This window comes from Conchiformibius steedae, assembly GCF_014054725.1.
Lineage (GTDB): Bacteria > Pseudomonadota > Gammaproteobacteria > Burkholderiales > Neisseriaceae > Conchiformibius > Conchiformibius steedae.
The window spans coordinates 314,805-341,707 of record NZ_CP059563.1 but is presented as its reverse complement, the minus strand read 5'-3'; the positions used below and the strand labels follow the sequence as shown (position 1 = coordinate 341,707).

Annotated in this window: 24 protein-coding genes and 4 tRNA genes; 23 read left to right on the top strand and 5 right to left on the bottom strand. The window is 49.7% G+C overall.

The features are described from left to right. Window positions 1-133: 133 nt before the first annotated feature. The 3 genes from H3L98_RS02095 to tsaA form a co-directional block, all read right to left on the bottom strand. A complete protein-coding gene (locus H3L98_RS02095) occupies window positions 134-745 on the bottom strand; it encodes a 3'-5' exonuclease (RefSeq protein WP_027022165.1) in 612 nt (203 codons plus the stop codon). A gap of 12 nt (window positions 746-757) precedes the next feature. Next, entirely contained in the window at window positions 758-2,560 is a 1,803-nt protein-coding gene (locus H3L98_RS02090) for a DUF294 nucleotidyltransferase-like domain-containing protein (protein ID WP_027022166.1), read from the bottom strand. 80 nt (window positions 2,561-2,640) lie between these two features. Further along, the gene (gene tsaA / locus H3L98_RS02085; protein WP_027022167.1) at window positions 2,641-3,318 is read right to left on the bottom strand and encodes a tRNA (N6-threonylcarbamoyladenosine(37)-N6)-methyltransferase TrmO; all 678 of its coding nucleotides are present in this window, start codon (window positions 3,316-3,318) and stop codon (window positions 2,641-2,643) included. Window positions 3,319-3,469: 151 nt separating this feature from the next. On the opposite strand from tsaA, the gene H3L98_RS02080 reads away from it, so the two are divergent. From H3L98_RS02080 to ileS, 3 genes are all read left to right on the top strand, one after another. After that, a complete protein-coding gene (locus tag H3L98_RS02080) occupies window positions 3,470-4,090 on the top strand; it encodes a YdcF family protein (RefSeq protein ID WP_034333619.1) in 621 nt (206 codons plus the stop codon). A 137-nt stretch (window positions 4,091-4,227) separates the two neighbouring features. Beyond that, on the top strand, window positions 4,228-5,568 hold the full coding sequence (locus H3L98_RS02075) for an NCS2 family permease (protein WP_027022169.1): 1,341 nt from the start codon (window positions 4,228-4,230) through the stop codon (window positions 5,566-5,568). A gap of 34 nt (window positions 5,569-5,602) precedes the next feature. Further along, entirely contained in the window at window positions 5,603-8,383 is a 2,781-nt protein-coding gene (gene ileS, locus H3L98_RS02070; RefSeq protein ID WP_034333620.1) for an isoleucine--tRNA ligase, read from the top strand. 63 nt (window positions 8,384-8,446) lie between these two features. Here ileS and H3L98_RS02065 read toward each other — a convergent pair whose 3' ends face one another. Continuing rightward, the gene (locus H3L98_RS02065; RefSeq protein WP_051532087.1) at window positions 8,447-8,653 is read right to left on the bottom strand and encodes a (2Fe-2S)-binding protein; all 207 of its coding nucleotides are present in this window, start codon (window positions 8,651-8,653) and stop codon (window positions 8,447-8,449) included. Between the two features lie 152 nt (window positions 8,654-8,805). Here H3L98_RS02065 and galU point away from each other — a divergent pair, with 152 nt between their 5' ends. From galU to glmS, 5 genes are all read left to right on the top strand, one after another. Next, complete coding sequence (gene galU, locus H3L98_RS02060; protein WP_027022171.1) at window positions 8,806-9,681, top strand: UTP--glucose-1-phosphate uridylyltransferase GalU; 876 nt, start codon at window positions 8,806-8,808, stop codon at window positions 9,679-9,681. A gap of 153 nt (window positions 9,682-9,834) precedes the next feature. Further along, a complete protein-coding gene (locus H3L98_RS02055; protein ID WP_027022172.1) occupies window positions 9,835-11,043 on the top strand; it encodes a transferrin-binding protein-like solute binding protein in 1,209 nt (402 codons plus the stop codon). 101 nt (window positions 11,044-11,144) lie between these two features. Further along, window positions 11,145-12,170 carry a UDP-N-acetylmuramate dehydrogenase gene (gene murB, locus H3L98_RS02050; protein ID WP_027022173.1) on the top strand — a complete coding sequence of 342 codons (1,026 nt, stop codon included), beginning with the start codon at window positions 11,145-11,147 and terminating at the stop codon, window positions 12,168-12,170. A gap of 77 nt (window positions 12,171-12,247) precedes the next feature. Then, window positions 12,248-13,135, top strand: coding sequence for an Hsp33 family molecular chaperone HslO (gene hslO / locus H3L98_RS02045; RefSeq protein WP_027022174.1), 888 nt, complete (start codon window positions 12,248-12,250; stop codon window positions 13,133-13,135). A 78-nt stretch (window positions 13,136-13,213) separates the two neighbouring features. Next, window positions 13,214-15,055 (top strand): glutamine--fructose-6-phosphate transaminase (isomerizing), encoded by a 1,842-nt coding sequence (gene glmS, locus H3L98_RS02040; protein WP_027022175.1) that lies wholly within the window; start codon window positions 13,214-13,216, stop codon window positions 15,053-15,055. Between the two features lie 74 nt (window positions 15,056-15,129). Here glmS and H3L98_RS02035 read toward each other — a convergent pair whose 3' ends face one another. Continuing rightward, window positions 15,130-15,747: an opacity family porin gene (locus tag H3L98_RS02035; RefSeq protein ID WP_027022176.1), complete on the bottom strand. Its 618-nt coding sequence runs from the start codon at window positions 15,745-15,747 to the stop codon at window positions 15,130-15,132. A gap of 291 nt (window positions 15,748-16,038) precedes the next feature. Between H3L98_RS02035 and H3L98_RS02030 the strand changes: the two genes are divergently transcribed. From H3L98_RS02030 to H3L98_RS01960, 15 genes are all read left to right on the top strand, one after another. After that, the gene (locus tag H3L98_RS02030) at window positions 16,039-16,290 is read left to right on the top strand and encodes a YfhL family 4Fe-4S dicluster ferredoxin (protein ID WP_027022177.1); all 252 of its coding nucleotides are present in this window, start codon (window positions 16,039-16,041) and stop codon (window positions 16,288-16,290) included. A 106-nt stretch (window positions 16,291-16,396) separates the two neighbouring features. Then, window positions 16,397-16,480, top strand: a tRNA-Tyr gene (locus tag H3L98_RS02025). Window positions 16,481-16,512: 32 nt separating this feature from the next. Then, window positions 16,513-16,586: transfer RNA gene (locus tag H3L98_RS02020), tRNA-Gly, on the top strand. 11 nt (window positions 16,587-16,597) lie between these two features. Beyond that, window positions 16,598-16,672: transfer RNA gene (locus tag H3L98_RS02015), tRNA-Thr, on the top strand. Window positions 16,673-16,717: 45 nt separating this feature from the next. Next, a complete protein-coding gene (gene tuf / locus H3L98_RS02010; RefSeq protein WP_124794465.1) occupies window positions 16,718-17,902 on the top strand; it encodes an elongation factor Tu in 1,185 nt (394 codons plus the stop codon). Window positions 17,903-17,909: 7 nt separating this feature from the next. Beyond that, window positions 17,910-17,985 (top strand) — tRNA-Trp (locus H3L98_RS02005). 259 nt (window positions 17,986-18,244) lie between these two features. Then, a complete protein-coding gene (secE, locus tag H3L98_RS02000; RefSeq protein ID WP_027022401.1) occupies window positions 18,245-18,436 on the top strand; it encodes a preprotein translocase subunit SecE in 192 nt (63 codons plus the stop codon). A gap of 2 nt (window positions 18,437-18,438) precedes the next feature. Further along, window positions 18,439-18,981, top strand: coding sequence for a transcription termination/antitermination protein NusG (gene nusG, locus H3L98_RS01995; protein ID WP_027022400.1), 543 nt, complete (start codon window positions 18,439-18,441; stop codon window positions 18,979-18,981). A gap of 147 nt (window positions 18,982-19,128) precedes the next feature. After that, entirely contained in the window at window positions 19,129-19,560 is a 432-nt protein-coding gene (gene rplK, locus H3L98_RS01990; RefSeq protein WP_027022399.1) for a 50S ribosomal protein L11, read from the top strand. Between the two features lies 1 nt (window position 19,561). Further along, window positions 19,562-20,260, top strand: coding sequence for a 50S ribosomal protein L1 (rplA, locus tag H3L98_RS01985; protein WP_027022398.1), 699 nt, complete (start codon window positions 19,562-19,564; stop codon window positions 20,258-20,260). A gap of 242 nt (window positions 20,261-20,502) precedes the next feature. Then, a complete protein-coding gene (gene rplJ / locus H3L98_RS01980; RefSeq protein ID WP_027022397.1) occupies window positions 20,503-21,000 on the top strand; it encodes a 50S ribosomal protein L10 in 498 nt (165 codons plus the stop codon). A 75-nt stretch (window positions 21,001-21,075) separates the two neighbouring features. Further along, the gene (gene rplL / locus H3L98_RS01975; RefSeq protein WP_027022396.1) at window positions 21,076-21,444 is read left to right on the top strand and encodes a 50S ribosomal protein L7/L12; all 369 of its coding nucleotides are present in this window, start codon (window positions 21,076-21,078) and stop codon (window positions 21,442-21,444) included. Between the two features lie 385 nt (window positions 21,445-21,829). Beyond that, window positions 21,830-26,017 carry a DNA-directed RNA polymerase subunit beta gene (rpoB, locus tag H3L98_RS01970; RefSeq protein WP_027022395.1) on the top strand — a complete coding sequence of 1,396 codons (4,188 nt, stop codon included), beginning with the start codon at window positions 21,830-21,832 and terminating at the stop codon, window positions 26,015-26,017. A gap of 158 nt (window positions 26,018-26,175) precedes the next feature. Further along, a complete protein-coding gene (locus H3L98_RS01965) occupies window positions 26,176-26,601 on the top strand; it encodes a hypothetical protein (protein ID WP_156932320.1) in 426 nt (141 codons plus the stop codon). Further along, window positions 26,598-26,891 carry a hypothetical protein gene (locus H3L98_RS01960; protein WP_027022394.1) on the top strand — a complete coding sequence of 98 codons (294 nt, stop codon included), beginning with the start codon at window positions 26,598-26,600 and terminating at the stop codon, window positions 26,889-26,891. Before H3L98_RS01965 ends, H3L98_RS01960 begins: the two co-directional genes overlap by 4 nt. Window positions 26,892-26,903: the final 12 nt, after the last annotated feature.

Sequence of the window (26,903 nt, the reverse complement as noted above, 5' to 3'; positions counted from 1 at the left end):
TTATCGCCTTGTCTTGTTTTTATCAACCATACAACCAGCTGTTGAAAAAATAAAAAAAGCGAAACGGTGGTTTTCCGCCCGCTTCGCCATGCGGTATTGTAATGGGTTTCTCCCTGCTTTAACAGCGGTGTATTTAGCGTTCGCGCCCTTGCAAGCACAAATACATCACGGCTGCGTGTACCGCATCGTTTAAGGCATTGTGGCGTGTGGTAACGGGCAGGCGCAGTTTTTTATTGATGGCTTCTAAACGCAAATCCACAAAACCGTCTTGCAGCGTTTTCATTTCCTGACGGTAATAAATAGAGGAAATTTCGATTTGGCGGTTGGGCAGTTTGACCCCAATCAGCGGTTTTAAGAATTTGTTTAACATCGCCACGTCAAATTCCAAATAATAACCCACCAAGGGTCTGCCACCGATAAAGTCCAGCAGTTGCAACAAGGCTTCCTGAATCGGCAAACCACCCGACAAATCCTGCGGGCGCAAACCGTGTACGCTGATGTTTTCCGCTGCCATTTCGCCTTCGGGCTTAATTAGCACATAAAACGGCTCGCCCGCCAAGACGCGGTTTTCGCGGATTTTCACCGCGCCGATGGAAATAATTTCCGCCGTTTTCACGTCCAAACCTGTGGTTTCGCAATCAATGCTCACCATTTCGCCGCCGCCAGCCGCTTCGTCATACAAAAAAGCAAATTTCGGGTCGGCGAGTTTTTTCTGTTCCCAATGCAGGCGCAGTTTTCTCAACATCTTCTTTCCTCATCAGGCATTTAAATGAAAATGATGGCGAATCACACCCTTAAAGCGTTTGACCACTGCCAGCGCATCTTTTAACAAATCGCGTTCCAAAGTGGATAAATCTTTAAAATCCAATTGGTTGGGCTGGTGTTGGGTTTGCCCTGAAAAAATCGCCAAATTCGCTTTCAGGCGCAAATCCATCAAATAGCCCAAGGCTTCGGCAATGTCGCGCCCCAAACTTTCATTTAAAACATTTAATTGCACTAACTTGTGAATGCGCTCAAAGGTATTGGTTTCTTCCAAACGCGCTTCCAAGCTCAAAGCACGGATGCCGTGAACAATCGGGAACTGTCCCATTTTTTTGATGTCCAAACGTTCGGGCTGACGGTGCAACAGTTGTGCGAAAAAACCGTGGCTGTGGCTGTCAAATTGCTCAACAGCACGCGCAAAGCCCATCAACATACCCGCATCATTAACCATATGGCGGTACAGGTGGTCTTTGACTTCGCTTAATAGTGTGGCATCGCCTGCCACCACTTTGGCATCAATAAAAATCGCCAAGTTCATCATGGCAGCGGGCGAGGGCGAACGACACCAGCCCAATACGGTGTCTTTAAATTCGGGCAGGGGTTTGCGCCAATCGGGATTGCTGACCATGATGTTGCCCGCGCAAGGCGGATAGCCCAAACGGGCAAGGGTGGCGGAAAACTGCTCGGCGGCGGCTTGTGCCATTTCGGCATCTTCGGCGCGGCGGATAATCAGGGCGTTGTCTTGGTCGGTTTTTAAAATTTGTTCGCCGCGCCCTTCCGAACCCATCACAATCAGGCAGGATTCGCGGTAGAGGGCTTCAGGGGCGATAATGCGCCACACTTTTTCAAATAAACCTGTGTTTAACACTTGCATCAGTTGTGCCAATTGTGGGGCGCGTACGCCGTTGTTGCGCAATAATTGAATGGAACGGGTCATCTGATTGGCCAGTTCCACCAGTTCGTCAATATCGGAAGCGCGGTCAAGGCGTTGGGCGATTAAATGGCTGTGATTGGAAAAATACGCCAATACATCAATCTGTTCCAATGTGCCGACAGGCTTGCCCTGCTCGGTAACGACCACGCGCTGAATGCGGTGGCGCATCATTTGTAGCAGTGCGGTAAACACAAAATCGTCAATATCGGTGCTGATGAGTGCGTAAGTCGCCACGTCGCCAACACGGGTATCGGCAGGTGTGCCGTTAATCAGCATATCGCGGAAAAACGATTCGGTCAGTACGCCCACTTTGTCCTGATGGCGCACCAGCAGGGATTTGGTTTTGCGGGTTTTCATGGTTTGGGCGGCGTCTAAAACGCTGGCATCGCCGTCTAACCATGCGGGGTCGGGGTGGTAGGCATCGCGCACTTTGGCGGTAAACAGGCTTTCAAATTCGCTTTCGTTTTTGATTTGTGCCAAGCTGGCGAATTTGTCGGCAACGCTGGCATAGCAGTAAGCAGCAAAACGGGGATTGGCAGCGATGATTTCCTGTATCACGGCTTTGGGAATGGTGTAAACCAGTGTTTGTTCTTCGGCGATAAAGGGGTATTCGCACGAACCCTCCAGCAATCCGCGTGCTTCAAAGGTGTCGTGGGGGTGGTACAGCGACAAAACTTCGCCGTCGTTGCCTGTTTCGCGAACCAGCCCTTTCAGTACCACATACAGAAATTCTATCGGGGCTTTGGCGGCAATAATGGTTTCGTGGTTGTTGTAATAGGCGATGTTGATGGACTGTTGCACGCGCAGGCGCTCTTGCGGGCTGAGGTAGCTGAAAGGGGCGCACGAGAAATCAAATGCTTGCATGATGGGCTTTGCGTTAGGGAAAAAGGGGATTGTGGGGCAAGGCGGCGGCGCGGACTAATCGGTTTTTTGTATGGCGGACATCAGTTTGACTGAAGTGTTTGGCAGCTTTCGATGATAACGGTGTGTTCGGCGATGCGGAAGGTGGTTTCCCATTGTGCCATCACGGCACGATAGCGGCGTTGGGGGTCGTGGTGGTAGGCGGGGCGGGGGTCTTGCGACAGGCTTTGTTCAATCAGGGCGCGGACGGGTTCGGGTGGGGGCGTATCCAGCCAACACACCGCCAAACGCGGCGGCGGTGCGGGGGCAAAACCGGCAGCGGCATCGGCACGGGCTTCCACAAAAGGGATATAGGGTTTCACATCTAACACGGGCGTACCATCCAATAAATCTGCGCCACTGCAATGCAGCACTATGCGCCCGTTTTCGTTGCCGATGCTGTCCAACACCAGCAGCGACAAACCCAAATGATTGGGACGGTGCGGGCTGCGCGTGGCAAACACGCCCATTTTGGCTTTTCCGCCCAAACGCGGCGGACGCACGGTGGTCTGCCAGCCTTCATTCAGGGCATCGTGGAACACAAATTGCACCCACACGCAGCCAAACTGTTCCAAACCGCGTACGCAGTCGGCAGGAAAATCGGCTTCAAACACAATATCGGCACGGGCGGCAGGCACCAACTGCGGCTGGCGCGGAATGCCGAATTTTTGCGTGTAGGGCGAACGGACATAAGCAATGGGACGGACGGTATAAGCAGTCATGCGTTGTACTTTGGCTAAATAATGGCAGATTATAGCCAAGTTATTGACCGAACCACGCCAATCGCGGTTAAAATAAACACTTTATTTACCCGTTTAGGATAAATTGCGGTTTACGGTTGCGGTGGATTCCGTATGCAGCAAGCCGTTATCTATGAAAAGAATATTTAATTTTTGTTTGGGAATAAGCCTGCTGCTGGTGTTGGCGGCGGTGTTGTTGGGCTGCGTGAGTATGTGGCAGGTGCGCCGCGATGCCTATTCTGCTGCCCGTGTCAAAGCCGATGCTGCGGTGATTTTGGGCGCGGCAGCGTGGGGCAACAAACCTTCCCCCGTGTTCCGCGAACGCATTGTTCACGGCATAGACCTGTACCGCAACGGCACGGTACGCAAGCTGGTGTTTACGGGTGGCACGCCCAAAGCAGGTTATCCCACCGAAGCCGAAGTAGGCAAACGTTTTGCCCAAAAACAAGGCGTACCCGAGCGCGATATTTTAATCGAGCCGTTGTCGCGCAATACCTATGAAAATCTGAAAAACACCCGTCAGCTGATGCGCCGCCACAAAATCGGCAGCATTATCATTATCAGCGACCCCGCCCACATGGCGCGTGCCCGTGCCATGGCAGAAGATTTGGGCATCACCGCCGCTTATTCCGCTACCCCCAGCAGCCGTTATGCTGAAAGCAGCCAAGCCGATGATTTTTTTATCCGCGAAACCCTGTATTTAAGCCTGTTTCGGCTGTGGCAGTTAGGCAAATGGCTGGGCGTGGCGGCTTAATATCATATAAGCGCAAAAACAAAACCATCGGAAAGATTTTGTTTTTGCGCTTTTCTCTGCCTGTTTTCCCATGTTGCGCCATTAGGCGTGTAGAAAATTGTTATAATCCGATTTTGTAGCTTTGTTTCGGATTTGTTATGGAAGCACCCCAGCCACTTGTCGAACGCCTGTTTCGGCTGTCTGAACATCACACCAGCATCCGCACCGAACTGCTGGCGGGATTAACCACTTTTTTAACGATGTGTTACATCGTGATTGTCAATCCGCTGATTTTGTCTAATACAGGTATGGATTTTGGCGCGGTATTTGTGGCAACCTGTATTTCTGCTGCCATTGGCTGTTTTGTGATGGGCTTGCTGGCAAACTATCCGATTGCGCTTGCCCCCGGTATGGGTTTGAATGCGTATTTCACCTATTCGGTGGTATTGGGCATGGGCGTATCGTGGCAGGTGGCGTTGGCGGCGGTGTTTGTGTCGGGCGTGATTTTTATCCTGTTCAGCTTTTTTAAAATACGCGAAATGCTGGTTAATGCGCTGCCTATGGGTTTGAAAATGGCCATTGCGGCGGGCATTGGTTTGTTTTTGGCGTTGATTGCGCTGAAAAACGCAGGCTTGATTGTGGCAAGCGAAACCACTTTTGTGAAAATGGGTCAGCTGTATAGTGTGGGTGATAATGGTGTCAAAAGCCCGAATTGGACGGTGTGGCTGGTGTTGTTGGGTTTGTTTGTTACGGTGGCGCTGGATTATTTTAAAGTGCGCGGGGCAATGATTATCGGCATCGCGGCGGTTACGCTGCTGTCGCTGCCTTTGGGTTTGGCAAAATTTGAAGGCATTGTTGCGCCGCCGCCGTCGCTTGCCCCTACGCTGATGCAGATGGATTTTTCGGGTTTGCTCAACGGAAGCCTGATTGCGGTGGTGTTTGTGTTTTTTCTGGTGGATTTGTTTGACAGCACGGGCACGCTGGTGGGCGTGTCGCACCGTGCGGGCTTGTTGGAAAACGGCAAACTGCCGCGTTTGAAAAAAGCCTTGTTTGCCGATTCCACTGCGATTGTGGCAGGCGCGGCATTGGGTACGTCTTCCACCACGCCCTATATTGAAAGCGCGACAGGCGTGGCGGCGGGCGGGCGCACGGGTTTGACTGCCGTTACCGTGGGCGTGCTGATGCTGGCGTGTTTGTGGTTTTCGCCTTTGGCAAAATTGGTGCCTGCGTTTGCCACTGCGCCCGCGCTGCTGTATATCGGCGTGCAGATGATGCGTTCTGCTACTGAAATCGATTGGGACGACCTAACCGAAGCCGCGCCTGCCTTTTTAACCATGGCGTTTATGCCGTTTACCTATTCTATTGCTGACGGTATTGCCATGGGCTTTATCAGCTATGCAGCAATCAAACTGCTGTGTGCGCGTCATCGCGAAGTACCCGTGATGGTGTGGGTAGTGGCACTGTGCTGGCTGGCAAAATTTTGGTTTTTGGGCGCGTAATGCCGTTTAATTTTATTTTTGGGAACACACTATTATGAGTAACAATCAGCAAGTCAATCTGTACGAATCGCCCTTTCCCATGCGCGGCAACCTTGCCAAGCGCGAACCCGCATGGGTGGCGCAGTGGCAACAACAGCAGCGTTATCACAAGCTGCGCGAAAAAGCCGCAGGGCGTCCCAAATTTATTTTGCACGATGGTCCGCCCTATGCCAATGGCGACATCCACATCGGACACGCCGTCAATAAAATCTTAAAAGACATTATTATCCGCAGTAAAACCTTGGCGGGTTTTGACGCGCCCTATGTACCGGGTTGGGACTGCCACGGCTTGCCGATTGAAGTAATGGTGGAAAAACTGCACAGCAAAGACATGCCCGATGCCAAGTTCCGCGAACTGTGCCGCGAATACGCCGCCGAACAAATCGCCCGTCAGAAAAAAGACTTTATCCGTTTGGGCGTGATTGGCGATTGGGATAAGCCTTATCTGACGATGGATTACCGCACCGAAGCTGACACCGTGCGTACTCTGGGCGAAATCTACAAAGCAGGTTATCTGTACCGTGGCGAAAAGCCTGTGCAATACTGTTTAAACTGCGCCTCTTCCCTCGCTGAAGCCGAAGTGGAATACAAAGACAAGGTGTCCCACGCCATTGATGTGATGTATCCTGCTCAAGACAGCGCAGCACTGGCAAAAGCCTTTGGTTTGAATCAGGACATCGGCGCTGCCTTTGCCGTGATTTGGACGACCACACCGTGGACTTTGCCCGCCAGCCAAGCCGTTTCCGCCGGTGCGGACATTGTTTACCAACTGATTGACACCCCCAAAGGCAAGCTGGTACTGGCAAAAGATTTGGCAGAAGCCGCGTTGGCGCGTTACGGATTTGCCGAAAGCCCTGTTTTGGCGGAAACCACAGGCGCGAAACTGGAAAACCTGTTGTTCGCCCACCCCTTCTTAAAACGCGATATTCCCGTTTTAAACGGTGAGCATGTGACCACCGATGCGGGTACGGGTTTGGTACATACTGCACCCGCACATGGTTTGGAAGACTATTTTGTCTGCTTGAAATATGGTATTACCCTGTATAACCCTGTGGACGCGCAAGGGCGTTATTTTCCGTCTGTGGAACGCGTGGGCGGATTAAGCGTGTGGGAAGCCAATCCCGTGATTATTGATTGGTTGGCAGAAAATCAAGTGTTGCTGTCCAATGCCAAGATTGAACACAGCTACGCCCACTGTTGGCGGCACAAAACCCCGCTGATTTACCGCGCGACCCCGCAATGGTTTATCGGCATGGACAAGGCAGGCGTGGCAGGTAAAACCTTGCGCAATACCGCCTTAAAAGCGGTGGACGATACCGAATTTTTCCCCGCATGGGGACGTGCCCGTTTGCAGGCGATGATTGAAGACCGCCCCGACTGGGTGGTGTCGCGCCAGCGTTATTGGGGTACGCCGATGACCTTTTTCGCCCACAAAGAAACGGGCGAGTTGCACCCCGATTCCGCCGATTTATTGGAAAAAGTCGCGCAAAAAATCGAGCAAAAAGGGATTAACGCTTGGTTTGAATTGGATAAAGCCGAGCTGTTGTCGCCCGAAGATTGCGAACAATACGACAAACTGCCCGATACCATGGACGTGTGGTTTGATTCAGGCAGCACCCATTTTTCCGTATTAAAACAACGTGAAGAACTGGCTTGGCCCGCCGATTTGTATTTGGAAGGCAGCGACCAGCACCGTGGTTGGTTTCAATCGTCCATGCTGACAGGCTGTGCCACTTTAGGGCGTGCGCCGTACAAACAGCTGTTAACGCATGGTTTTGTGGTGGACCAAAACGGACGCAAAATGTCCAAATCCATCGGCAATGTGGTTGCGCCGCAAGAAGTGTATAACGAATTTGGCGCGGATATTTTGCGCCTGTGGACGGCGGCAACCGATTATTCGGGCGAATTGGCAATTTCCAAAGAAATCTTGAAGCGCGTTACCGAATCCTACCGCCGTATCCGCAATACTTTGAGCTTTCTGTTTGCCAACTTAACCGATTTTAGCCCCATTGAACACGCCGTTCCGCAAGCCGATATGGTGGAAATGGACCGTTATGCGCTGGTGTTGGCGCGTAAGCTGCAAGAAAAAGTGGCGGGCGAACACTATCCGCGTTATGCCTTCCATTTGGCGGTTAAGGACATTGTGCATTTCTGTTCGGAAGACTTGGGTGCGTTTTATTTGGACGTGTTGAAAGACCGTCTGTACACCACCAAAGCGGACGGACATGCCCGCCGTTCCGCACAAACTGCGCTGTATCACATTACCCGCAGCTTGGTGCTGCTGCTGTCGCCGATTTTATGCTTTACCGCCGAAGAAGCATGGGAACTGATTGGCGGCGGCGAAGACGACAGCGTGCTGTATCATACTTTGCATGATTTTCCGTCTATGCCCGCAGCCAGCGAAATGGAATTGTTGAACAAATGGACTGCCGTGCGTGAAGCCCGTGCTGCTGTCAATGCGGCGATTGAGCCTTTGCGTGCCGACAAAACCATCGGTTCGTCTTTGCAGGCGGAAGTGGTGCTGACTGCGCCCGAGCCGTATTTCGCCGCATTGGAAGCCTTGGGAGAAGAACTGCGTTTTGTGTTGCTGGTGTCGCAAGTAAGTTTGCAGGAAGGAACAGAGCTGACAGCGCAGGTATCGCCCAGCCATGCCGAAAAATGCCCGCGTTGTTGGCATTATGTAGCGGATATCGGTGAAAACGCCGATTATCCCGAACTGTGCGGACGTTGCGCCGATAATTTGGGCGGACAGGGCGAACAGCGCGATTATGCCTAAAGCTTGATTGGATAAACAAACCCCGTATGATGAAACACATACGGGGTTTTGGCTATTCTGAAATTACGCAGCTTCGGCGCAACTGATGTGATTGACGTTTTGTCCTGCACCATTGGCAGCATTTAAAAACGAGCTTGCCAAATCGGCGCAACAGCCACAACAGCTTGCCACGCCTAGGCTGTCTTGCAAATCGTTTAACGAAGACGCGCCCGCAGCAACGGTATCTTGAATTTGGCGGTCGGTAACCGCATTGCAAATGCAAACATACATAGCGTTTTCCTTTCCCCGATGGTGTGTCGGTTTAGAGATTTGGTGTGTGCGTAATGATAATACTGTTTATTTGTAATCGCAAGCAGGTGGCGGATTTTTGTTGTGGCAAGTAATGCTGGTACAATCACATTTTTTGTTTAGGAAGACAGAATATGCAGCACCGCGCCATTAAAAAAGCCGTATTTCCCGTAGCCGGAATGGGAACCCGTTTTTTGCCAGCTACCAAAGCCAGTCCCAAAGAAATGTTGCCAATTGTGGACAAACCCCTGATTCAATACGCCGTAGAAGAAGCCGTGGCAGCAGGTTGTGATGAAATTATTTTTGTGACGGGGCGCAGCAAGCGCAGCATTGAAGACCACTTTGACAAGGCTTACGAGCTGGAAACCGAATTGGCATTGCGCGAAAAACACGCTTTGCTGAATACCGTGCAAAACGTCTTGCCCGCAGGCATTACCTGTCTGTATATCCGTCAGGCAGAAGCTTTAGGCTTGGGGCATGCGGTATTGTGTGCCAAAGCAGCGGTGAATAACGAACCCTTTGCCGTGATTTTGGCAGATGATTTGATTGATGCGCCACAGGGTGCATTAAAACAGATGGTGGACGTGTATCAGGCAACGGGCGCAAGCGTGTTGGGTGTGGAAACGGTTGAACCCAGCCAAACCGCGTCTTACGGTATTGTGGAAACCCATGATTGGCAGGATTTTCAACGCATCCGCAGCATTGTGGAAAAACCCAAGCCCGAAGATGCGCCGTCTAATTTGGCGGTGGTGGGGCGTTATATTTTAACCCCGCGTATTTTTGAACTGTTGGCAAACTTGGAGCGCGGCGCAGGCAACGAAATCCAATTAACGGACGGTATTGCCAAATTATTGGAATACGAACCTGTGTTGGCGCATGCTTTTAACGGCACGCGTTACGACTGCGGCAGCAAAATCGGTTATTTGGAAGCCACCTTGGCGTATGGTTTGAAACACCCCGAAACGGGCGCAGCTTTCCGCGAACTGCTGCAACGTTACGCACAGCAGTAAACGCTGTTGCGCCGCAAACGCAACAACCCTGCCCGTTTGCGGTGCAGCGTGTGCAAAAAATGCTTTACAACAAACCAGCTGTGTTAGAATCGGCAACATTTCGCAAGGCCGTTACAGCGGCTTCCCAAACAAAAACTTTAAGGAGTGTGCAGTATGGATAAAAAATTGACCGCCGTATTGGTAACGGCAGTATTCGGATTGGCAGCCTGCGGCAGCGGTGGTGGCGGCAGCGGTACGATTGTTACCGGTAGCGGTGGCGGAACAGGCAGCGGAGGTGCTTCATCAGGCGGTTCGGGCAGTAGCAGCAGTAGCAGTGGCGGTTCTTCATCAGGTGGTTCTTCTGCAGCCAACAATACCGTTACATCAGAAACTCTATTTGGTTTGTACGGTTCGCTGGATGTGAATCCCACTTCCAAAGACAGCGGTAAATTTGTCTCTGAACAAACCGATTGGAAAATGAAAGACATCAGCACATTGGAGATTGATGGACGTTCCATTTTGCTGATTCCCACAGGCAAAAATGATGCGTCAGATGGTAAAGAAGATGGATTTTATTCGGGCAGCAACGAAAAAATCTATACGGGTACCAGTACTGCACCCTACCATCAAAACCCCAGTAACTCATGGCGCATGATTGGCACGCATCTGAAGCATGCCCGTTATGGCGAGGTATATGACGAATACGAAAAACGCCATGTGTTTACCGTAGGTAAGGCAACACCTGTAGAAAAAATTGAAGCGCTTGGTAAAGATGCGCACGATAAAGAAATTAAATATAAAGGTAAAGGCTTACATTTTGAAGCACTTCCGTATTTTAATGCCGCTGCGGTTGCCGGTGTGGCGAATACCAATCTGACTGCTGCCGAAGCAAAATTAAAAACCGCTACTGAAAACCGTGAAAAAGCCCGTACGGAATTGGCGAATTCAGGTGGCAGCAGCGAAGCACAAGCCAAATACGATGAAGCACAAAGTGCGGTACGGACTGCCGTCAGTGATTTGTCGGATGCCCGCCGTCATGTGAAGCTGGCGCAAGAAGGGGTAAAAGCTACTTTGGCAGAAAAACCCATTCCCGTGCAATCTGAATTTGTGGTAAGTTTTGGCAATAGAACAGTGGTGGGAAGCATTACGGATGAGAATAATCCTGATTTTAAAATTAATCTGAAAGGTACATTTGGTAAAAAACCCGATGGAAGCGATACGGAACTGTACCGTTTTGGTGGATTGGATTCGGCAGCAACAGCAGCAGGTAAAGTGGCTGCAACAATGGAAGGCACGTTCCACGGCGATAATGCTGAAGAGATGACAGGTGCTTATATTTACGGCAGCAGCTACGGCACATTTGGCGCAGCCCAAGAAAAATAAACCCCTGCTGTAAAACGCATTAAACTGTAAATGATTATCCCGTCTGTACCGTATCGGGTGCAGATGGGATAATCTGTTTTTGTTTGTCCGTAGGGGGATTTATGGTTGCCGTTTTTTCTGATTATGATTTATCGGGCTGTTCTACTTTTCATCTGCCTGCCCGCGCTGCGTATTTTTGCGTGTTAAACCATGCTTCAGAATTGCCTGAAATTTGTGTTTTGCCACAGTTTCGGCGCGACACGGTGCTGTGGTTGGGTGGGGGCAGCAATATTTTATTTAGCCGCGACCATCAGGGCTTGGTGGTGCAGATGGCAAATAAAGGTATTCGCGAATACGCCCGCGATGGCGCACAGGTGCGTTTGGCAGTGCAGGCAGGCGAAGTGTGGCATGATTTTGTGCAATATACGGTAAACGCGGGTTTAAGCGGTTTGGAAAACTTAAGCCTGATTCCAGGGACGGTGGGCGCTGCGCCTGTGCAAAATATCGGTGCGTATGGCGTGGAAGTAAAAGACCGCATTGATTATGTGGATTGTTTTGATTTAGACAGCCGCGAATTTGTGCGTTTGCAGCGGGACGAGTGTGCGTTTGCCTACCGCGAAAGCCTGTTTAAACAGGCTGGTAAAGGGCGTTATGTGATTGTGGCGGTGGGTTTTGTGCTGGATACAGTGTTTCAGGCGCGGGTAGGTTATGGCGATTTGGCGGCGGTGTTGGCGCAAAACTGCGGGGAACGCGAAGCCACCGCAGCAGATGTATCGGCAGCGGTGTGCCAAATCCGCCGCAGTAAATTGCCTAATCCCGATGCAACGGGCAATGTAGGCAGTTTTTATAAAAATCCTGTGGTAGATGCGGCGCACGCCCAGCGTTTGCGCGAACAATATGGCGATATGCCCGTTTATCCGCAGCCCGATGGAACGGTAAAACTGGCAGCGGGTTGGCTGATTGAGCGTTGTGGATTAAAAGGCAAGCAGATTGGCGGTGCAGCGGTACACGACAAACAGGCATTGGTGTTGATTAACCGTGATGGCAAGGCAAGTGCAGCAGACGTTTTGGCATTGTCGCAAATGGTCTGCGAAGAAGTTTTGCAGCGTTTTGGGGTGGTGTTGGTGCCTGAACCGAATATTCTATAAATGCTTTGCCCTTGCATTATGGCGTTTCGGCATTATTTTGCGGTGATGTTTAAAATTGAAAGAAAGGATTTCACAGCATGAATGCCGATTCCGATTACCGTAGCCGTTTTTTATTTGACGAACACCCTGCACGCGGTTTGTATGTGCGTTTAAGCGAAGTGTGGCAACACATTCTGCAACGCAAAAACTATCCGCCAGCCATCCGCCGCGCTTTGGGGGAAGTGTTGGCTGCTGCAGCCTTGTTGTCCGAAGATTTAAAATCTGACCACACTTTAACCATTCAGGTGCAGGGCAAAGGCGTGTTGAAAATGCTGGTGGCAGAGGCTGTGAGTGGAACGTGTCGCGCCACGGCACGTTGGGACGAAAGTGTCGCCGTTGCCGATGATGCGGATTTGCATCAATTATTGGGTGGGGAAGGGATATTTGCCATTACCGTGCAACCGCGCAACGGCGAGCCGTGGCAGGGCATTGTGCCTTTGCACAGTGGTGGTATTGCGGCGATGTTGGCAGACTATATGCAGCGTTCCCAACAAATTCAAACCCATATCGTATTGAGTGCCGATGAACAACAGGCATGCGGATTTTTGCTGCAACGTTTGCCCGAAAGCGAAGCCGATGATGAAGCGTGGGCGCAAGTGGCGTTGCCCGCACAAACTTTATCGGCGGAAGAATTGAGCGGTTTGCCTGCCGATGCTTTGCTGTACCGTTTGTTTCATGAACATCCGCCGCGTGTGTTTCCTGCCGAAGCCTTGGAATTTGCCTGTAGCTGTTCGCGTGGAAAAGTGGCGGATATGCTGTTGCTGCTGGGCTGTAAAGAAGTGGGCGAAGTGGTGGCTGAAGAAGGCAGCATTAGCGTGGATTGCGATTTTTGTAATGAACGCTATACCTTTGATGAAGCCGATGCCGATGCGCTGTTCGGTACGGGTGTAGTGGCAGCGGCGCAGGCGATGCGTCAGGCAGCGTGATATTCTGTTACAATTCCCGACATCCTATTTTAATGGGGCGACTGCGCCCCTGTTTCGCTTATTGTAAGGAATAGCATTATGTGCGGAATTGTCGGTGCGGTACGCGCACCCGAAAATAATGTGGTTGATTTTTTAACAGACGGACTGCAACGCTTGGAATACCGCGGTTACGATTCATCGGGTATTGCCGTGCATACCGCCAACGGCATTGAGCGTGTGCGCCGTGTCGGGCGTGTTGCCAATATGCGCCAAGCCGCACAGGAACAAAACTTGCGCGGACAAACAGGCATTGGACACACCCGTTGGGCAACGCATGGCGGTGTTACCGAACCCAACGCCCACCCGCATATTTCCGACCAACTGATTGCTGTGGTGCATAACGGCATTATCGAAAACTTTGAGTCCGAGCGCAGCCGTTTGCAAGCATTGGGCTATGTGTTTGAATCGCAAACCGATACCGAAGTTATCGCCCACAGCGTGCATTATGAATACATCCATAATGGCAGAGATTTGTTTGCTGCCGTGCAAGCCGCTTGTGCGCGCTTTCACGGCGCGTATGCCATTGGCGTGATTGCCGCCGACCAGCCCGAATACATGGCAGTTGCCCGCATGGGGTGTCCGCTGCTGGTGGCATTTGGCGAAAACGAAACCTTTATCGCTTCCGATGTGTCTGCCGTGATTGCCTTTACCCGCCACATCGCCTATTTGGAAGACGGCGACATCGGATTATTAAACGCCACAGGCATCGTAAAATTGGCAGACAAAAACGGCAATGCCGTTGAACGCCCCGTGAAAACTTCTGCCTTATCCTTGGCATCGCTGGAGTTGGGACCGTACAGCCACTTTATGCAAAAAGAAATCCACGAGCAGCCCCAAGCCGTTGCCAGCACCGCCGAAGTGTTTTTAGACGGCGGATTTGAGCCTGAAAACTTTGGCGAAACTGCCCGCGAAGTGTTCCAAAACATCAACAGCATTAAAATTCTGGCGTGTGGTACGTCTCACTATGCCGCGCTGACCGCCAAATACTGGCTGGAATCCATTGCCAAAATCCCTACCGATGTAGAAATTGCCAGCGAATACCGTTACCGCGACGTGATTGCTGACCCGCAACAATTGGTGGTAACCATTTCCCAATCGGGAGAAACGCTTGACACCATGGAAGCGCTTAAATACGCCCAATCTTTAGGCAACCGCCATTCACTGTCCATTTGCAACGTAATGGAATCTGCCCTGCCCCGTGCCAGCAGTTTGGTGCTTTATACCCGTGCAGGTGCGGAAATCGGCGTGGCTTCCACTAAAGCCTTTACCACACAATTGGTTGTTTTGTTTGGATTAGCCGTTACTTTGGGGAAACTGCGCGGCAGCGTTTCCACAGAGCAGGAACACACCTACACCGAAGAACTGCGCCAACTTCCGGGCAGTATTCAACACGCTTTAAACCTTGAACCGCAAATCGCCGCATGGGCGCAAAAATTTGCCAAAAAAAGCAGTGCCTTGTTTTTAGGGCGTGGGATTCATTACCCGATTGCCTTGGAAGGCGCGCTCAAACTCAAAGAAATCACCTATATTCACGCCGAAGCCTATCCTGCCGGTGAATTAAAACACGGACCTTTGGCATTGGTAGATGAAAATATGCCTGTTGTCGTGATTGCCCCCAACGATGCCCTGTTGGACAAAGTCAAAGCCAATATGCAGGAAGTAGGCGCACGCGGTGGCGAATTGTTTGTGTTTACCGATTTGGACAGCCATTTTGAAGCCACAGACGAAATCCATCTGATTCGCACCCCGCGCCATACAGGGGCGTTATCGCCGATTATCCATACCGTTCCCGTGCAGTTGCTGTCTTATCATGCTGCATTGGCACGCGGTACGGATGTTGATAAACCGCGCAATCTGGCAAAATCCGTTACCGTAGAATAAACGCAAGCCGTCAAAACCAAACAGCACCTTATTGAAACAAGGTGCTGTTTTTTTTATTGATTAAAATCTATATGTTAACGGAAGGTGTAGCGCACACCTGCTGTGACTTCATGTGCCTTGATTTCCGAACCCATGTGGTTGTAGCGGTAGCCCACATCGGTAGAAATATTCGGGCTGATTTCGTAGCTGGCACCCAGTAATACGCCCATGCCTACTTTGGTTTTGCTGTCAGACGAGCTTTGGGTATTGCCGCCGTTTTGCAAACGTGCCTGCAATTTGGTTTTGTTCAAACCCACCCGAGCACCCGCATAAGGCTTGATTGCCGTGCCTTCAATCGGAAAATCGTAAACGGCAGAAACCCCCATGCTGCGGGCTTGGGTTTTAACGTGCAGGCTGGTGTCGCCTTCCCGTGCCGAATTGTCGGCATCTTTGTAATGGGTGTAATCGCCTGCCACGCGCAAATTGTTGCCAAAATCGTAGCCTGCGCTGATGCGGGGCATAAAACCCGACTCTTTATAAGAGTTTTTCAGGCTTTTAAAGGTGTTTTTGACCTTAAATTTTTCGGTGTTGGTGTTCAGGTTTGCCAAGCCCACATCGCCTTGAACATAAAAACCCGCGCCGTTTTCGGCGGCTACCGTGCCTGCCATCAGCATACCCGCTGCGGCAATCATCACTTTATGTAATTGCTTCATGGTATTCCATTCAAAAAAAACAGTTCTCAAAATCGGTCTGCCGCGCCTGATGGCATCGGACAGTTCCTGATAAAGACTATACCATGAAAATGATGGCAGGGTGCGTTGTCCGTCAAGCCATAACGGGACAAAACCCCTGTTTTGTTGTATTTGTGTCCGCGCAGCGTTTTACCAATGGGCTGTTTGTTTGTAAAAAATAATTATACTCAATATCTTAACTAAAAACTTTCCATGCAGACGTATCGGTAAAACATGCTATAATAATGCGTTTTTATTTTGAGTTTGACTGCTATGTCTTTGTTTATTACCGACGAATGCATTAATTGCGATGTCTGCGAACCCGAATGCCCCAACGATGCCATTTACCAAGGCGAAGAAATTTACGAAATCAATCCAAATTTGTGCACACAGTGTGTCGGACACTATGACGAACCGCAATGCCAGCAGGTTTGCCCTGTGGATTGCATTCTGATTGATGAAGAAAACCCCGAAACGCCCGAACAGCTGCAGGCAAAATACGAAAAAATTATTGCGGAAAAGTAAAAATAAAAATCCGAAAAATAATTGACTTGGAAAAAACACACACACCAAGCACCAATTTTGTTTGACAAGCCTATGCGGGAAGCGTTATAGTTTCGTTTCTCTTTTCGGTGGGATTCCCGAGCGGTCAAAGGGAGCAGACTGTAAATCTGCCGCGTAAGCTTCGAAGGTTCGAATCCTTCTCCCACCACCAGATTTCCCCAGTTGGAGTGTAGAGATTAAGTTGCGGGTGTAGCTCAATGGTAGAGCAGAAGCCTTCCAAGCTTACGGTGAGGGTTCGATTCCCTTCACCCGCTCCACAAACTTTTAGGCCCATGTAGCTCAGGGGTAGAGCACTCCCTTGGTAAGGGAGAGGTCGGCAGTTCAATTCTGCCCATGGGCACCATATCTCTTTTTTCCGATTTTACTGTTTTTACAAGGATATTTTGCCATGGCAAAGGAAAAGTTTGAACGTAGCAAACCGCACGTAAACGTTGGCACCATCGGTCACGTTGACCATGGTAAAACCACCCTCACCGCCGCACTGACCACCATCTTGGCCGAAAAATTCGGCGGTCAGGCGCGCGCATACGACCAAATCGACAACGCCCCCGAAGAAAAAGCCCGCGGTATTACCATTAACACCGCCCACGTTGAATACGAAACCGAAGGTCGTCACTACGCCCACGTTGACTGCCCCGGTCACGCCGACTATGTGAAAAACATGATTACCGGTGCTGCCCAAATGGACGGCGCGATTTTGGTATGTTCCGCTGCTGACGGTCCCATGCCGCAAACCCGCGAACACATCCTGTTGGCGCGTCAGGTAGGTGTACCCTACATCATCGTATTTATGAACAAATGCGATATGGTGGACGATGCCGAGCTGCTGGAATTGGTGGAAATGGAAATCCGTGACCTGTTGTCCAGCTACGACTTCCCCGGTGACGATGTGCCCATCGTTCAAGGTTCTGCCCTGAAAGCCTTGGAAGGCGATGCCGCTTACAAAGAAAAAATCTTTGAATTGGCTGCCGCTTTGGACAGCTACATCCCCACTCCCGAGCGTGCAGTGGACAAACCCTTCCTGCTGCCGATTGAAGACGTATTCTCCATCTCTGGTCGCGGTACTGTGGTAACCGGTCGTGTAGAGCGCGGCATCATCAAAGTAGGCGAAGAGATTGAAATCGTCGGTTTGAAAGAAACCCAAAAAACCACTTGTACCGGTGTGGAAATGTTCCGCAAACTGCTGGACGAAGGTCAAGCAGGCGACAACGTAGGCGTATTGCTGCGCGGTACCAAACGTGAAGACGTAGAGCGCGGTCAAGTATTGGCTAAACCCGGTTCCATTACCCCGCACACCAAGTTCAAAGCCGAAGTATACGTTTTGAGCAAAGAAGAGGGTGGTCGCCACACTCCGTTCTTCGCCAACTACCGTCCGCAATTCTACTTCCGTACTACTGACGTAACTGGTGCAGTGACTTTGGAAGAAGGCGTGGAAATGGTAATGCCGGGTGAAAACGTTGCCATTACCGTAGAACTGATTGCCCCCATCGCCATGGAAGAAGGCTTGCGTTTCGCGATTCGCGAAGGCGGTCGTACCGTGGGTGCAGGCGTGGTTTCTTCAGTTATTGCTTAAGTTTTAGAGGCCAGTAGCTCAATTGGTAGAGTATCGGTCTCCAAAACCGAGGGTTGGGGGTTCGAGACCCTCCTGGCCTGCCAAATAGAAAAAACTAACCGGTCTAACAACCGGTTAGTTTTTTATCGTATGGTATTGAAAGGAATTCAAATGAATCATGAAATGCCGCAACAAAACACCAATAAAGGCGCAGATACGTTTAAATTATTGATTGCTGCCGCATTTGTAGGCGGGGGCGTGTGGGCGTATGACGGCGTAAAAGGTTTGCCTCCTTATACCAATTTGGTTTTTCCGATTGGCGGGGTGCTGATTGCGCTGCTGATTGTGTTTTTTTGGTGTGATATGGGGCGCAATCTGTTGCGCTATATTAAAGAATCCACTGCCGAAGTCAAAAAAGTAGTTTGGCCCAAACGCCCCGATGCGGTACGCATGACCATGTTTGTGGTGTTGTTTGTGGCGGTATTTGCCGTGTTTATTTATGGTGTGGACACTTTAATCAGTCTGCTGTTTAACGCCGTTTTGTTGAAAGGTTAAGAATGTCGAAACGTTGGTATGTGGTACAGGCTTATTCTGGTTTTGAAAAAAATGTACAAAAAACCTTGAAAGAGCGCATTGCCCGTGAAGGCATGGAAGATTATTTCGGGCAGATTTTGGTGCCTGTTGAAGAAGTGGTGGATATTAAAAACGGACGTAAAACCGTTGCCGAGCGCAAGTTTTTTCCGGGTTATGTGCTGATTGAAATGGAAATGACCGACAGTTCGTGGCATCTGGTAAAAAGTACCCCGCGCATCAACGGCTTTATCGGCGGTACTGCGCACCGTCCTTTGCCGATTTCGCAACGCGAAGTGGACAATATTATGGCACAGGTGGGTGGCGGTGCAAGTGGCGAGAAAAAACCCAAACCGCGTGTAGAATTTGAAGTGGGACAGCAAGTCCGTGTAAACGAAGGACCTTTTGCCGATTTCAACGGTGCGGTGGAGTTTGTGGATTACGAGCGCAACAAACTGCGTGTTACCGTGCAAATTTTTGGGCGCGAAACTCCTGTTGAGTTGGAATTTGGGCAGGTGGAAAAACTGTGATTGTGCAGATGAAAAAATAATTTGCAAAATCAAGCAGCGGGATTTATAATTGCCCGTTTTATTTTGAGAGCGGCGTTTCGCTCTAATCCGTTTTGAAATCTGGGGAGCAGAATTATTCTGCGTATGACCCGTTTTGGAGTTTAATTCATGGCAAAAAAAGTTGTCGGCTACATCAAACTGCAGATTCCTGCAGGTAAAGCCAATCCCTCGCCGCCTGTAGGTCCTGCATTGGGTCAGCGCGGTTTGAACATTATGGAATTTTGTAAAGCGTTTAACGCGGCCACTCAAAGCATGGAACCGGGCTTGCCCATTCCTGTTGTGATTACCGCTTACGCTGATAAATCCTTCACTTTTGTGATGAAAACGCCGCCTGCTACCATTCTGCTGAAAAAAGCAGTTGGTTTGCAAAAAGGCAGCGCCAATCCCTTGACCAACAAAGTCGGCACGGTTACCCGTGCCCAGTTGGAAGAAATCGCCAAAACCAAACAGCCTGATTTGACTGCTGCGGATTTGGATGCGGCTGTGCGTACCATCGCGGGTTCTGCCCGTTCTATGGGCTTGAATGTGGAGGGCGTGTAACATGGCAAAAGTATCCAAACGTTTGAAAGCCTTGCGTGCTTCTGTTGAAGCCAACAAGCTGTATGCGGTAGAAGAAGCGATTGCTTTGGTTAAAAAAGCCGCGACTGCCAAATTTGACGAGTCTGTAGACGTGTCTTTCAACTTGGGCGTAGACCCGCGTAAATCCGACCAAGTGATTCGCGGTTCTGTGGTTCTGCCCAAAGGTACAGGTAAAACCACCCGTGTGGCTGTGTTTACGCAAGGCGCGAATGCCGAAGCCGCTAAAGCTGCTGGTGCAGACGTAGTTGGTTTTGAAGATTTAGCCGAAGAAGTGAAAAAAGGCAATCTGGATTTTGACGTGGTAATTGCTTCTCCCGATGCAATGCGTATCGTGGGTCAGTTGGGTACGATTTTGGGTCCGCGCGGTTTGATGCCGAATCCGAAAGTCGGCACCGTTACCCCGAATGTTGCCGAAGCGGTGAAAAACGCTAAAGCGGGTCAGGTTCAATACCGTACCGACAAAGCAGGTATTATTCACGCCACCATCGGTCGCGCATCTTTTTCCGAAGCCGATTTGAAAGAAAACTTTGACGCGCTGTTGGATGCTTTGGTAAAAGCCAAACCCGCCGCCGCCAAAGGTCAGTATCTGAAAAAGATTGCGGTATCCAGCACCATGGGTTTGGGTGTACGCGTTGACGTTGCCAGCGTAACCGCAAAATAAGTGCTGAAAAATTTTTCAGGCAGCCTGAAAAGCTGTTTTGGCTGCCTGAAATGGGACTGCTTGATAACAATAAGCAGATGTCCAAGACCGTAGGGAGCGCAAGCTTTAATCTTTCAACCCTACGCAGACGGTGGTCCACAAGGTATGCGCAAGCTAACTGCTTGCAAAATGTCTTTTCGGGTTGCCGCGCTGGTGGAATACCGCTTGGCGGTGTTCTTTTGACAAACAGTGGGAGGTAGACCTTGAGTCTCAATATTGAAACCAAGAAAGCAGCCGTAGAAGAGATTGTGGCCGGTATTAACGGTGCGCAAACTATGGTGATTGCCGAATATCGCGGTATCAGTGTTGCCAGCATGACCGAACTGCGTGCCAATGCGCGTAAAGAAGGCGTTTACTTGCGCGTTCTGAAAAACACTTTGGCTCGTCGTGCGGTTGAAGGAACTTCTTTTGCCGGTTTGGCTGACCAAATGGTTGGTCCTTTGGTATATGCCGCATCTGAAGATGCCGTTGCCGCCGCAAAAGTGCTGCACCAATTCGCGAAAAAAGACGACAAAATTATTATCAAAGCCGGTTCTTACAATGGCGATGTGTTGAATGCTGCTCAAGTTACTGAGTTGGCATCCATTCCGAGCCGCGAAGAATTGCTGTCCAAACTGCTTTTCGTTATGCAAGCGCCCGTATCAGGCTTTGCACGCGGTTTGGCTGCTTTGGCAGAGAAAAAAGAAAGCGAAGCGGCTTAATCCGCACGGTTTCGTATTTTGTCCGATTTAAACCAACATTTTATTATTTCACTCAATATTTAGGAGCTTAATAGCATGGCTATTACTAAAGAAGACATTTTGGAAGCGGTAAGCAACCTGACCGTTATGGAATTGAACGAGCTGGTTAAAGCTTTTGAAGAAAAATTTGGCGTTTCTGCTGCTGCGGTTGCCGTATCTGCTGGTCCTGCTACTGGTGTTGCTGAAGAAGCGAAAACCGAGTTTGACGTGGTTCTGGCTTCTGCCGGCGACCAAAAAGTAGGCGTGATTAAAGTGGTTCGTGCCATTACCGGTTTGGGCTTGAAAGAAGCCAAAGACTTGGTTGACGGCGCTCCCAAAACCCTGAAAGAGGGCGTATCTCAAGCTGAAGCCGACGACATCAAGAAACAATTGGAAGAAGCCGGCGCGAAAGTGGAAATCAAATAATCTGCTTTTGACAATTTGAGGCAAAAGGCTGGCAGTTTTACTGCCAGCCTTGTTGCGCTTTCAATCTGTTTAAAATGTAAATTTACAAAATTTTACTGTTTTTCTGTTAAAAATTAGAAAAATTTTATAAATTTATATAAAATTCATTCCGATAAGTTTTCAGCTTGCCTGAAAACAGCGGCAGGAGTATCCCATGATGATGTTGCCTCTTTCTTTTGCGCCCCTACGCGTCTTATATTGCACGTCTTGCCGCCGCTTTGCCGTCAGTCTTTGATTGTCGCATTGTTTTCCATTTTTCTACAAATCTTTTCTGCACGCTGCCTGCATTTTGGTGTCAGCCTGTACCGTTTTTACAAATAACCGTTGCCCCTCAGGAGTATTGACCATGAGTTACACCTTTACCGAGAAAAAACGCATCCGTAAGAGTTTTGCCAAGCGCGATACCGTATTGGATGTGCCGTATCTGCTGACCACGCAGTTGGAATCTTACGGTAAATTCCTGCAGCAAAACCGCGCGTTTAATGAGCGCAAAGACGAAGAAGGGCTGCAAGCTGCGTTTACCTCGATTTTTCCGATTCTGAGCAACAACGGCTATGCCGAGCTGGATTTTGTCCATTATATTTTGGGCGAGCCTTTGTTTGATATTCCTGAGTGCCAATTGCGCGGTATTACCTACGCAGCCCCTTTGCGTGCGCGTATCCGTTTGAAAATTTACGATAAAGATTCTGCTGCTTCTGCCAAAGTGATTAAAGAAGTACGCGAAAACGAAGTGTATATGGGCGAAATTCCGCTGATGACCCCCAGCGGTTCGTTTGTGATTAACGGTACCGAACGCGTGATTGTGTCGCAGTTGCACCGTTCGCCCGGTGTATTCTTTGAGCACGACCGCGGCAAAACCCATTCTTCAGGCAAATTATTGTTTTCGGCGCGGATTATTCCCTACCGCGGTTCGTGGTTGGACTTTGAGTTTGACCCGAAAGACCTGCTGTATTTCCGTATTGACCGCCGCCGCAAAATGCCCGTTACCATTCTGTTACGCGCTTTGGGCTTCAGCGATGAACAAATGCTGGATATGTTCTACGAGCGCGAGAGCTATTATTTGAGCAAAGACGGCGTGGAAACCGATTTGGTGCTGTCGCGCTTAAAAGGCGAAACCGCTAAAGCCGATATTACCGACCAAGAAGGCAATGTTTTGGTGGCTGCGGGCAAACGTGTGAATGCCAAAGACATCCGCACCATTGAAAAAGCAGGCTTAACCCGTTTGAAAATTGATGCCGAAGCCTTGGTAGGCAAAACTTTGGCAAAAGCCGTGTTGGATACCGCCACAGGCGAAGTGATTGCCGCTGCCAACAGCGAAATCACCGAAGAACTGCTGGCACAATTTGACATCAGCGGCATCACCCAAATTGAAACCCTGTTTACCAACGAAACAGACCACGGCAGCTATATTTCCGCTACTTTGCGTACCGATGAAACCGCCGACCAATACGCGGCGCGTGTTGCCATTTACCGCATGATGCGCCCCGGTGAACCGCCTACCGATGAAGCGGTAGAAGCTTTATTTAACCGTTTGTTCTTTCAAGAAGAAAGCTATGATTTGTCGCGTGTGGGACGCATGAAGTTCAATACCCGCACTTATCAGCAAAAACTGTTGCCCGAACAAAGCGGCGGCTGGTATGAGCGTTTGTTGAATGAAACTTTGGCAGATGCGGTAGAAAAAGGCAAATATATTCTGACGGTTGATGATATTGTTGTCACCATTGCCACGCTGGTGGAACTGCGTAACGGTCATGGCGAAGTAGATGATATTGACCACTTGGGCAACCGCCGTGTGCGTTCTGTAGGCGAATTGGTGGAAAACCAATTCCGCAGTGGCTTGGCGCGTGTGGAACGCGCGGTAAAAGAGCGTTTGAATCAGGCAGAATCGGAAAACCTGATGCCTACCGATTTGATTAACGCCAAACCCGTTTCTGCGGCGATTAAAGAATTTTTCGGTTCTAGCCAGCTGTCGCAGTTTATGGACCAGACCAATCCGCTGTCGGAAATTACCCACAAACGTCGTGTATCGGCATTGGGTCCGGGCGGTTTGACCCGCGAACGCGCAGGCTTTGAGGTGCGCGACGTACACCCCACTCACTACGGTCGTGTTTGCCCGATTGAAACGCCTGAAGGTCCGAACATTGGTTTGATTAACTCGCTGTCCGTATTTGCCCGCACCAATGAATACGGCTTTTTGGAAACGCCCTACCGCCGTGTGGTGGACGGTAAAGTTACCGATGAAGTGGAATACTTGTCTGCCATTGAAGAAGGTCGTTATGTGATTGCACAGGCGAACTCGGATTTGGACGAACAAGGCTGCTTGAAAGGCGATTTGATTACCTGCCGCGAAAAAGGCGAAACCATTTTGGCAACGCCCGACCGCGTGCAATACATGGATATTGCCACCGGTCAGATTGTTTCCGTTGCCGCTTCACTGATTCCCTTCTTGGAACACGATGATGCCAACCGCGCCTTGATGGGTGCTAACATGCAACGTCAGGCTGTGCCTTGCCTGCGCCCCGAAAAACCAATGGTCGGCACGGGCATTGAACGTTCCGTAGCCGTGGACAGCGCGACTGCGATTGTGGCACGTCGCGGCGGCGTGGTGGAATATGTGGACGCCAACCGCGTGGTGGTGCGCGTACACGACGACGAAGCCACCGCAGGCGAAGTGGGTGTAGATATTTACAATTTGGTGAAATTTACCCGTTCCAACCAATCCACCAACATCAACCAACGCCCTGCCGTGAAAGCGGGCGACGTGTTGCAGCGCGGCGATTTGATTGCCGACGGCGCATCCACCGATTTGGGCGAGTTGGCGCTCGGTCAAAACATGACCATCGCCTTTATGCCGTGGAACGGTTACAACTATGAAGACTCCATTTTGATTTCCGAGCGTGTCGCCGCAGAAGACCGCTACACCTCCATTCACATTGAAGAGCTGAATGTGGTGGCGCGTGATACCAAGCTGGGCGCGGAAGACATTACCCGCGATATTCCTAACTTGTCCGAGCGCATGCAAAACCGTTTGGACGAATCGGGCATTGTTTATATCGGTGCGGAAGTGGAAGCAGGCGACGTGTTGGTGGGTAAAGTGACCCCCAAAGGCGAAACCCAGCTGACCCCCGAAGAAAAACTGCTGCGTGCCATCTTCGGTGAAAAAGCCTCTGATGTAAAAGACACTTCTTTGCGTATGCCCACAGGCATGAGCGGTACCGTGATTGACGTGCAAGTGTTTACCCGCGAAGGCATTCAACGCGACAAACGCGCCCAATCCATTATTGAAGCCGAGCTGAAACGCTACCGCCAAGACTTGAACGACCAAATCCGTATTTTTGACAACGACGCATTTGACCGTTTGGAACGCATGATGGTGGGTCAAAAAGCCAACGGCGGACCCTTGAAGCTGGCAAAAGGCAAGGAAATTACCACCGAATACCTGCATTCGCTGCCCAGCCGCCACGACTGGTTTGACGTGCGTTTGGCAGACGAAGATTTGGCGAAACAACTGGAACTGACCAAGCTGTCGCTGCAACAAAAACGCGAAGAAGCCGAAGAGCTGTATGAAGTCAAAAAGAAAAAAATGACTCAAGGCGACGAACTGCCTCCCGGTGTACAAAAAATGGTGAAAGTGTTTATCGCCATCAAACGCCGTTTGCAGGCAGGCGACAAAATGGCGGGTCGCCATGGTAATAAAGGTGTGGTATCGCGCATTCTGCCTGTGGAAGACATGCCCTATATGGCAGACGGTCGTACTGTAGATATCGTGCTGAATCCCTTGGGTGTACCGTCGCGGATGAATATCGGACAGATTTTGGAAGTGCATTTGGGCTGGGCTGCAAAAGGCATCGGTCAGCGCATTGAAAAAATGCTGGAAGAACAACGTAAAGTCAAAGAAATCCGCGCCTTCTTGGAAGAGCTGTATAACGGCAGCGGCAAGAAAGAAGACCTGAAGTCTTTGAGCGACGATGAAATTCTGGCATTGGCGCACAATCTGAAACGCGGTGCCACCTTTGCTTCGCCCGTATTTGACGGCGCGAAAGAAGCGGAAATCTATCAAATGCTGGATTTGGCTTACCCCAGCGATGACCCCGAAGTACAGAAATTGGGCTTTAACGACACCAAAACCCAAATCACGCTGTATGACGGACGTTCGGGCGAAGCATTTGACCGCCGCGTAACCGTGGGCGTGATGCATTATCTGAAGCTGCACCACTTGGTTGATGAAAAAATGCACGCCCGTTCTACCGGTCCGTACAGCTTGGTAACGCAGCAGCCTTTGGGCGGTAAAGCGCAGTTCGGTGGTCAGCGTTTCGGTGAGATGGAGGTGTGGGCGCTGGAAGCCTACGGCGCGGCCTACACCTTGCAGGAAATGCTGACGGTGAAATCGGACGATGTAACCGGCCGTACCAAAATGTATGAAAACATTGTGAAAGGCGAACACAAAATTGATGCGGGCATGCCCGAATCGTTTAATGTGATTGTGAAAGAAATCCGTTCGCTGGGCTTGGATATTGATTTGGAACAGAATTAATATCTAGAGACTTCCTGAAAGCTGTTATCAGCTTTCAGGAGATACAAGTAATGTACTTATTTGAAGAGGTGTCTATATTATGAGTAATAAAAAATAAATTGTTTTATTGGAAATCACATCGGATGTAACAGGTTATACAATTCAGGCATTAAAAACGCGTGATGATTTTAAACATAACTTTTTGTTTTCTGATCCAGCAGTTGTTGTTCCTACTTTTAGTGCCTACCCAAAAACATCTTGATGGTACAGAGATAGCTGGTGCTAGAATAAATCAAAATTTAGCTAAAGATATTATGATTCATATTGGTGGTACTTATAGTATTCTTTCTTTTGATCATTTGGGAGGATCATTTGGTTGTTTTGGTTTTATTCCGAAAGGAAATGTTCATAAAACACAATACTCCGCAGAAAGGGCTTCTGTGTCAGATAGCTATGATGATAATTTGTCTAATGAGCCATGGAAAAAAGTCTGCCAAGATATTGTTAATTTAGCTTTTGGTAGTAGTAAGAGAGAAATTCAAATTCTATTAAGACCAAGGTTATCAAATACTCAGTATATACCTACCAAAATTTTAGAGGAATGATTTTATTTATGCTAGCTGATAAGATTTATGGCTATTTAAAAATCATCTGTCCGCTATTGGTCATAGCGTTATTTATCTTTTTGCAATTTGTTAGATATACAGATACCGTTAGCCATCATATTTTGTTGCAAAATGATTATAGCTGGCAGGCGCATTGGGATTTTTTTGTCAATTGGGACAATTTTTATGTGCTGTTGGCTTGTATTGTTATCGGATATTTGCCCTTGCTGCTGTTGGGTTTAGGCGGTTGGCTGTATCGGCTGGTTTGTAGTAACCGTAGCTTGGATTGAAGCGCAGCGAAA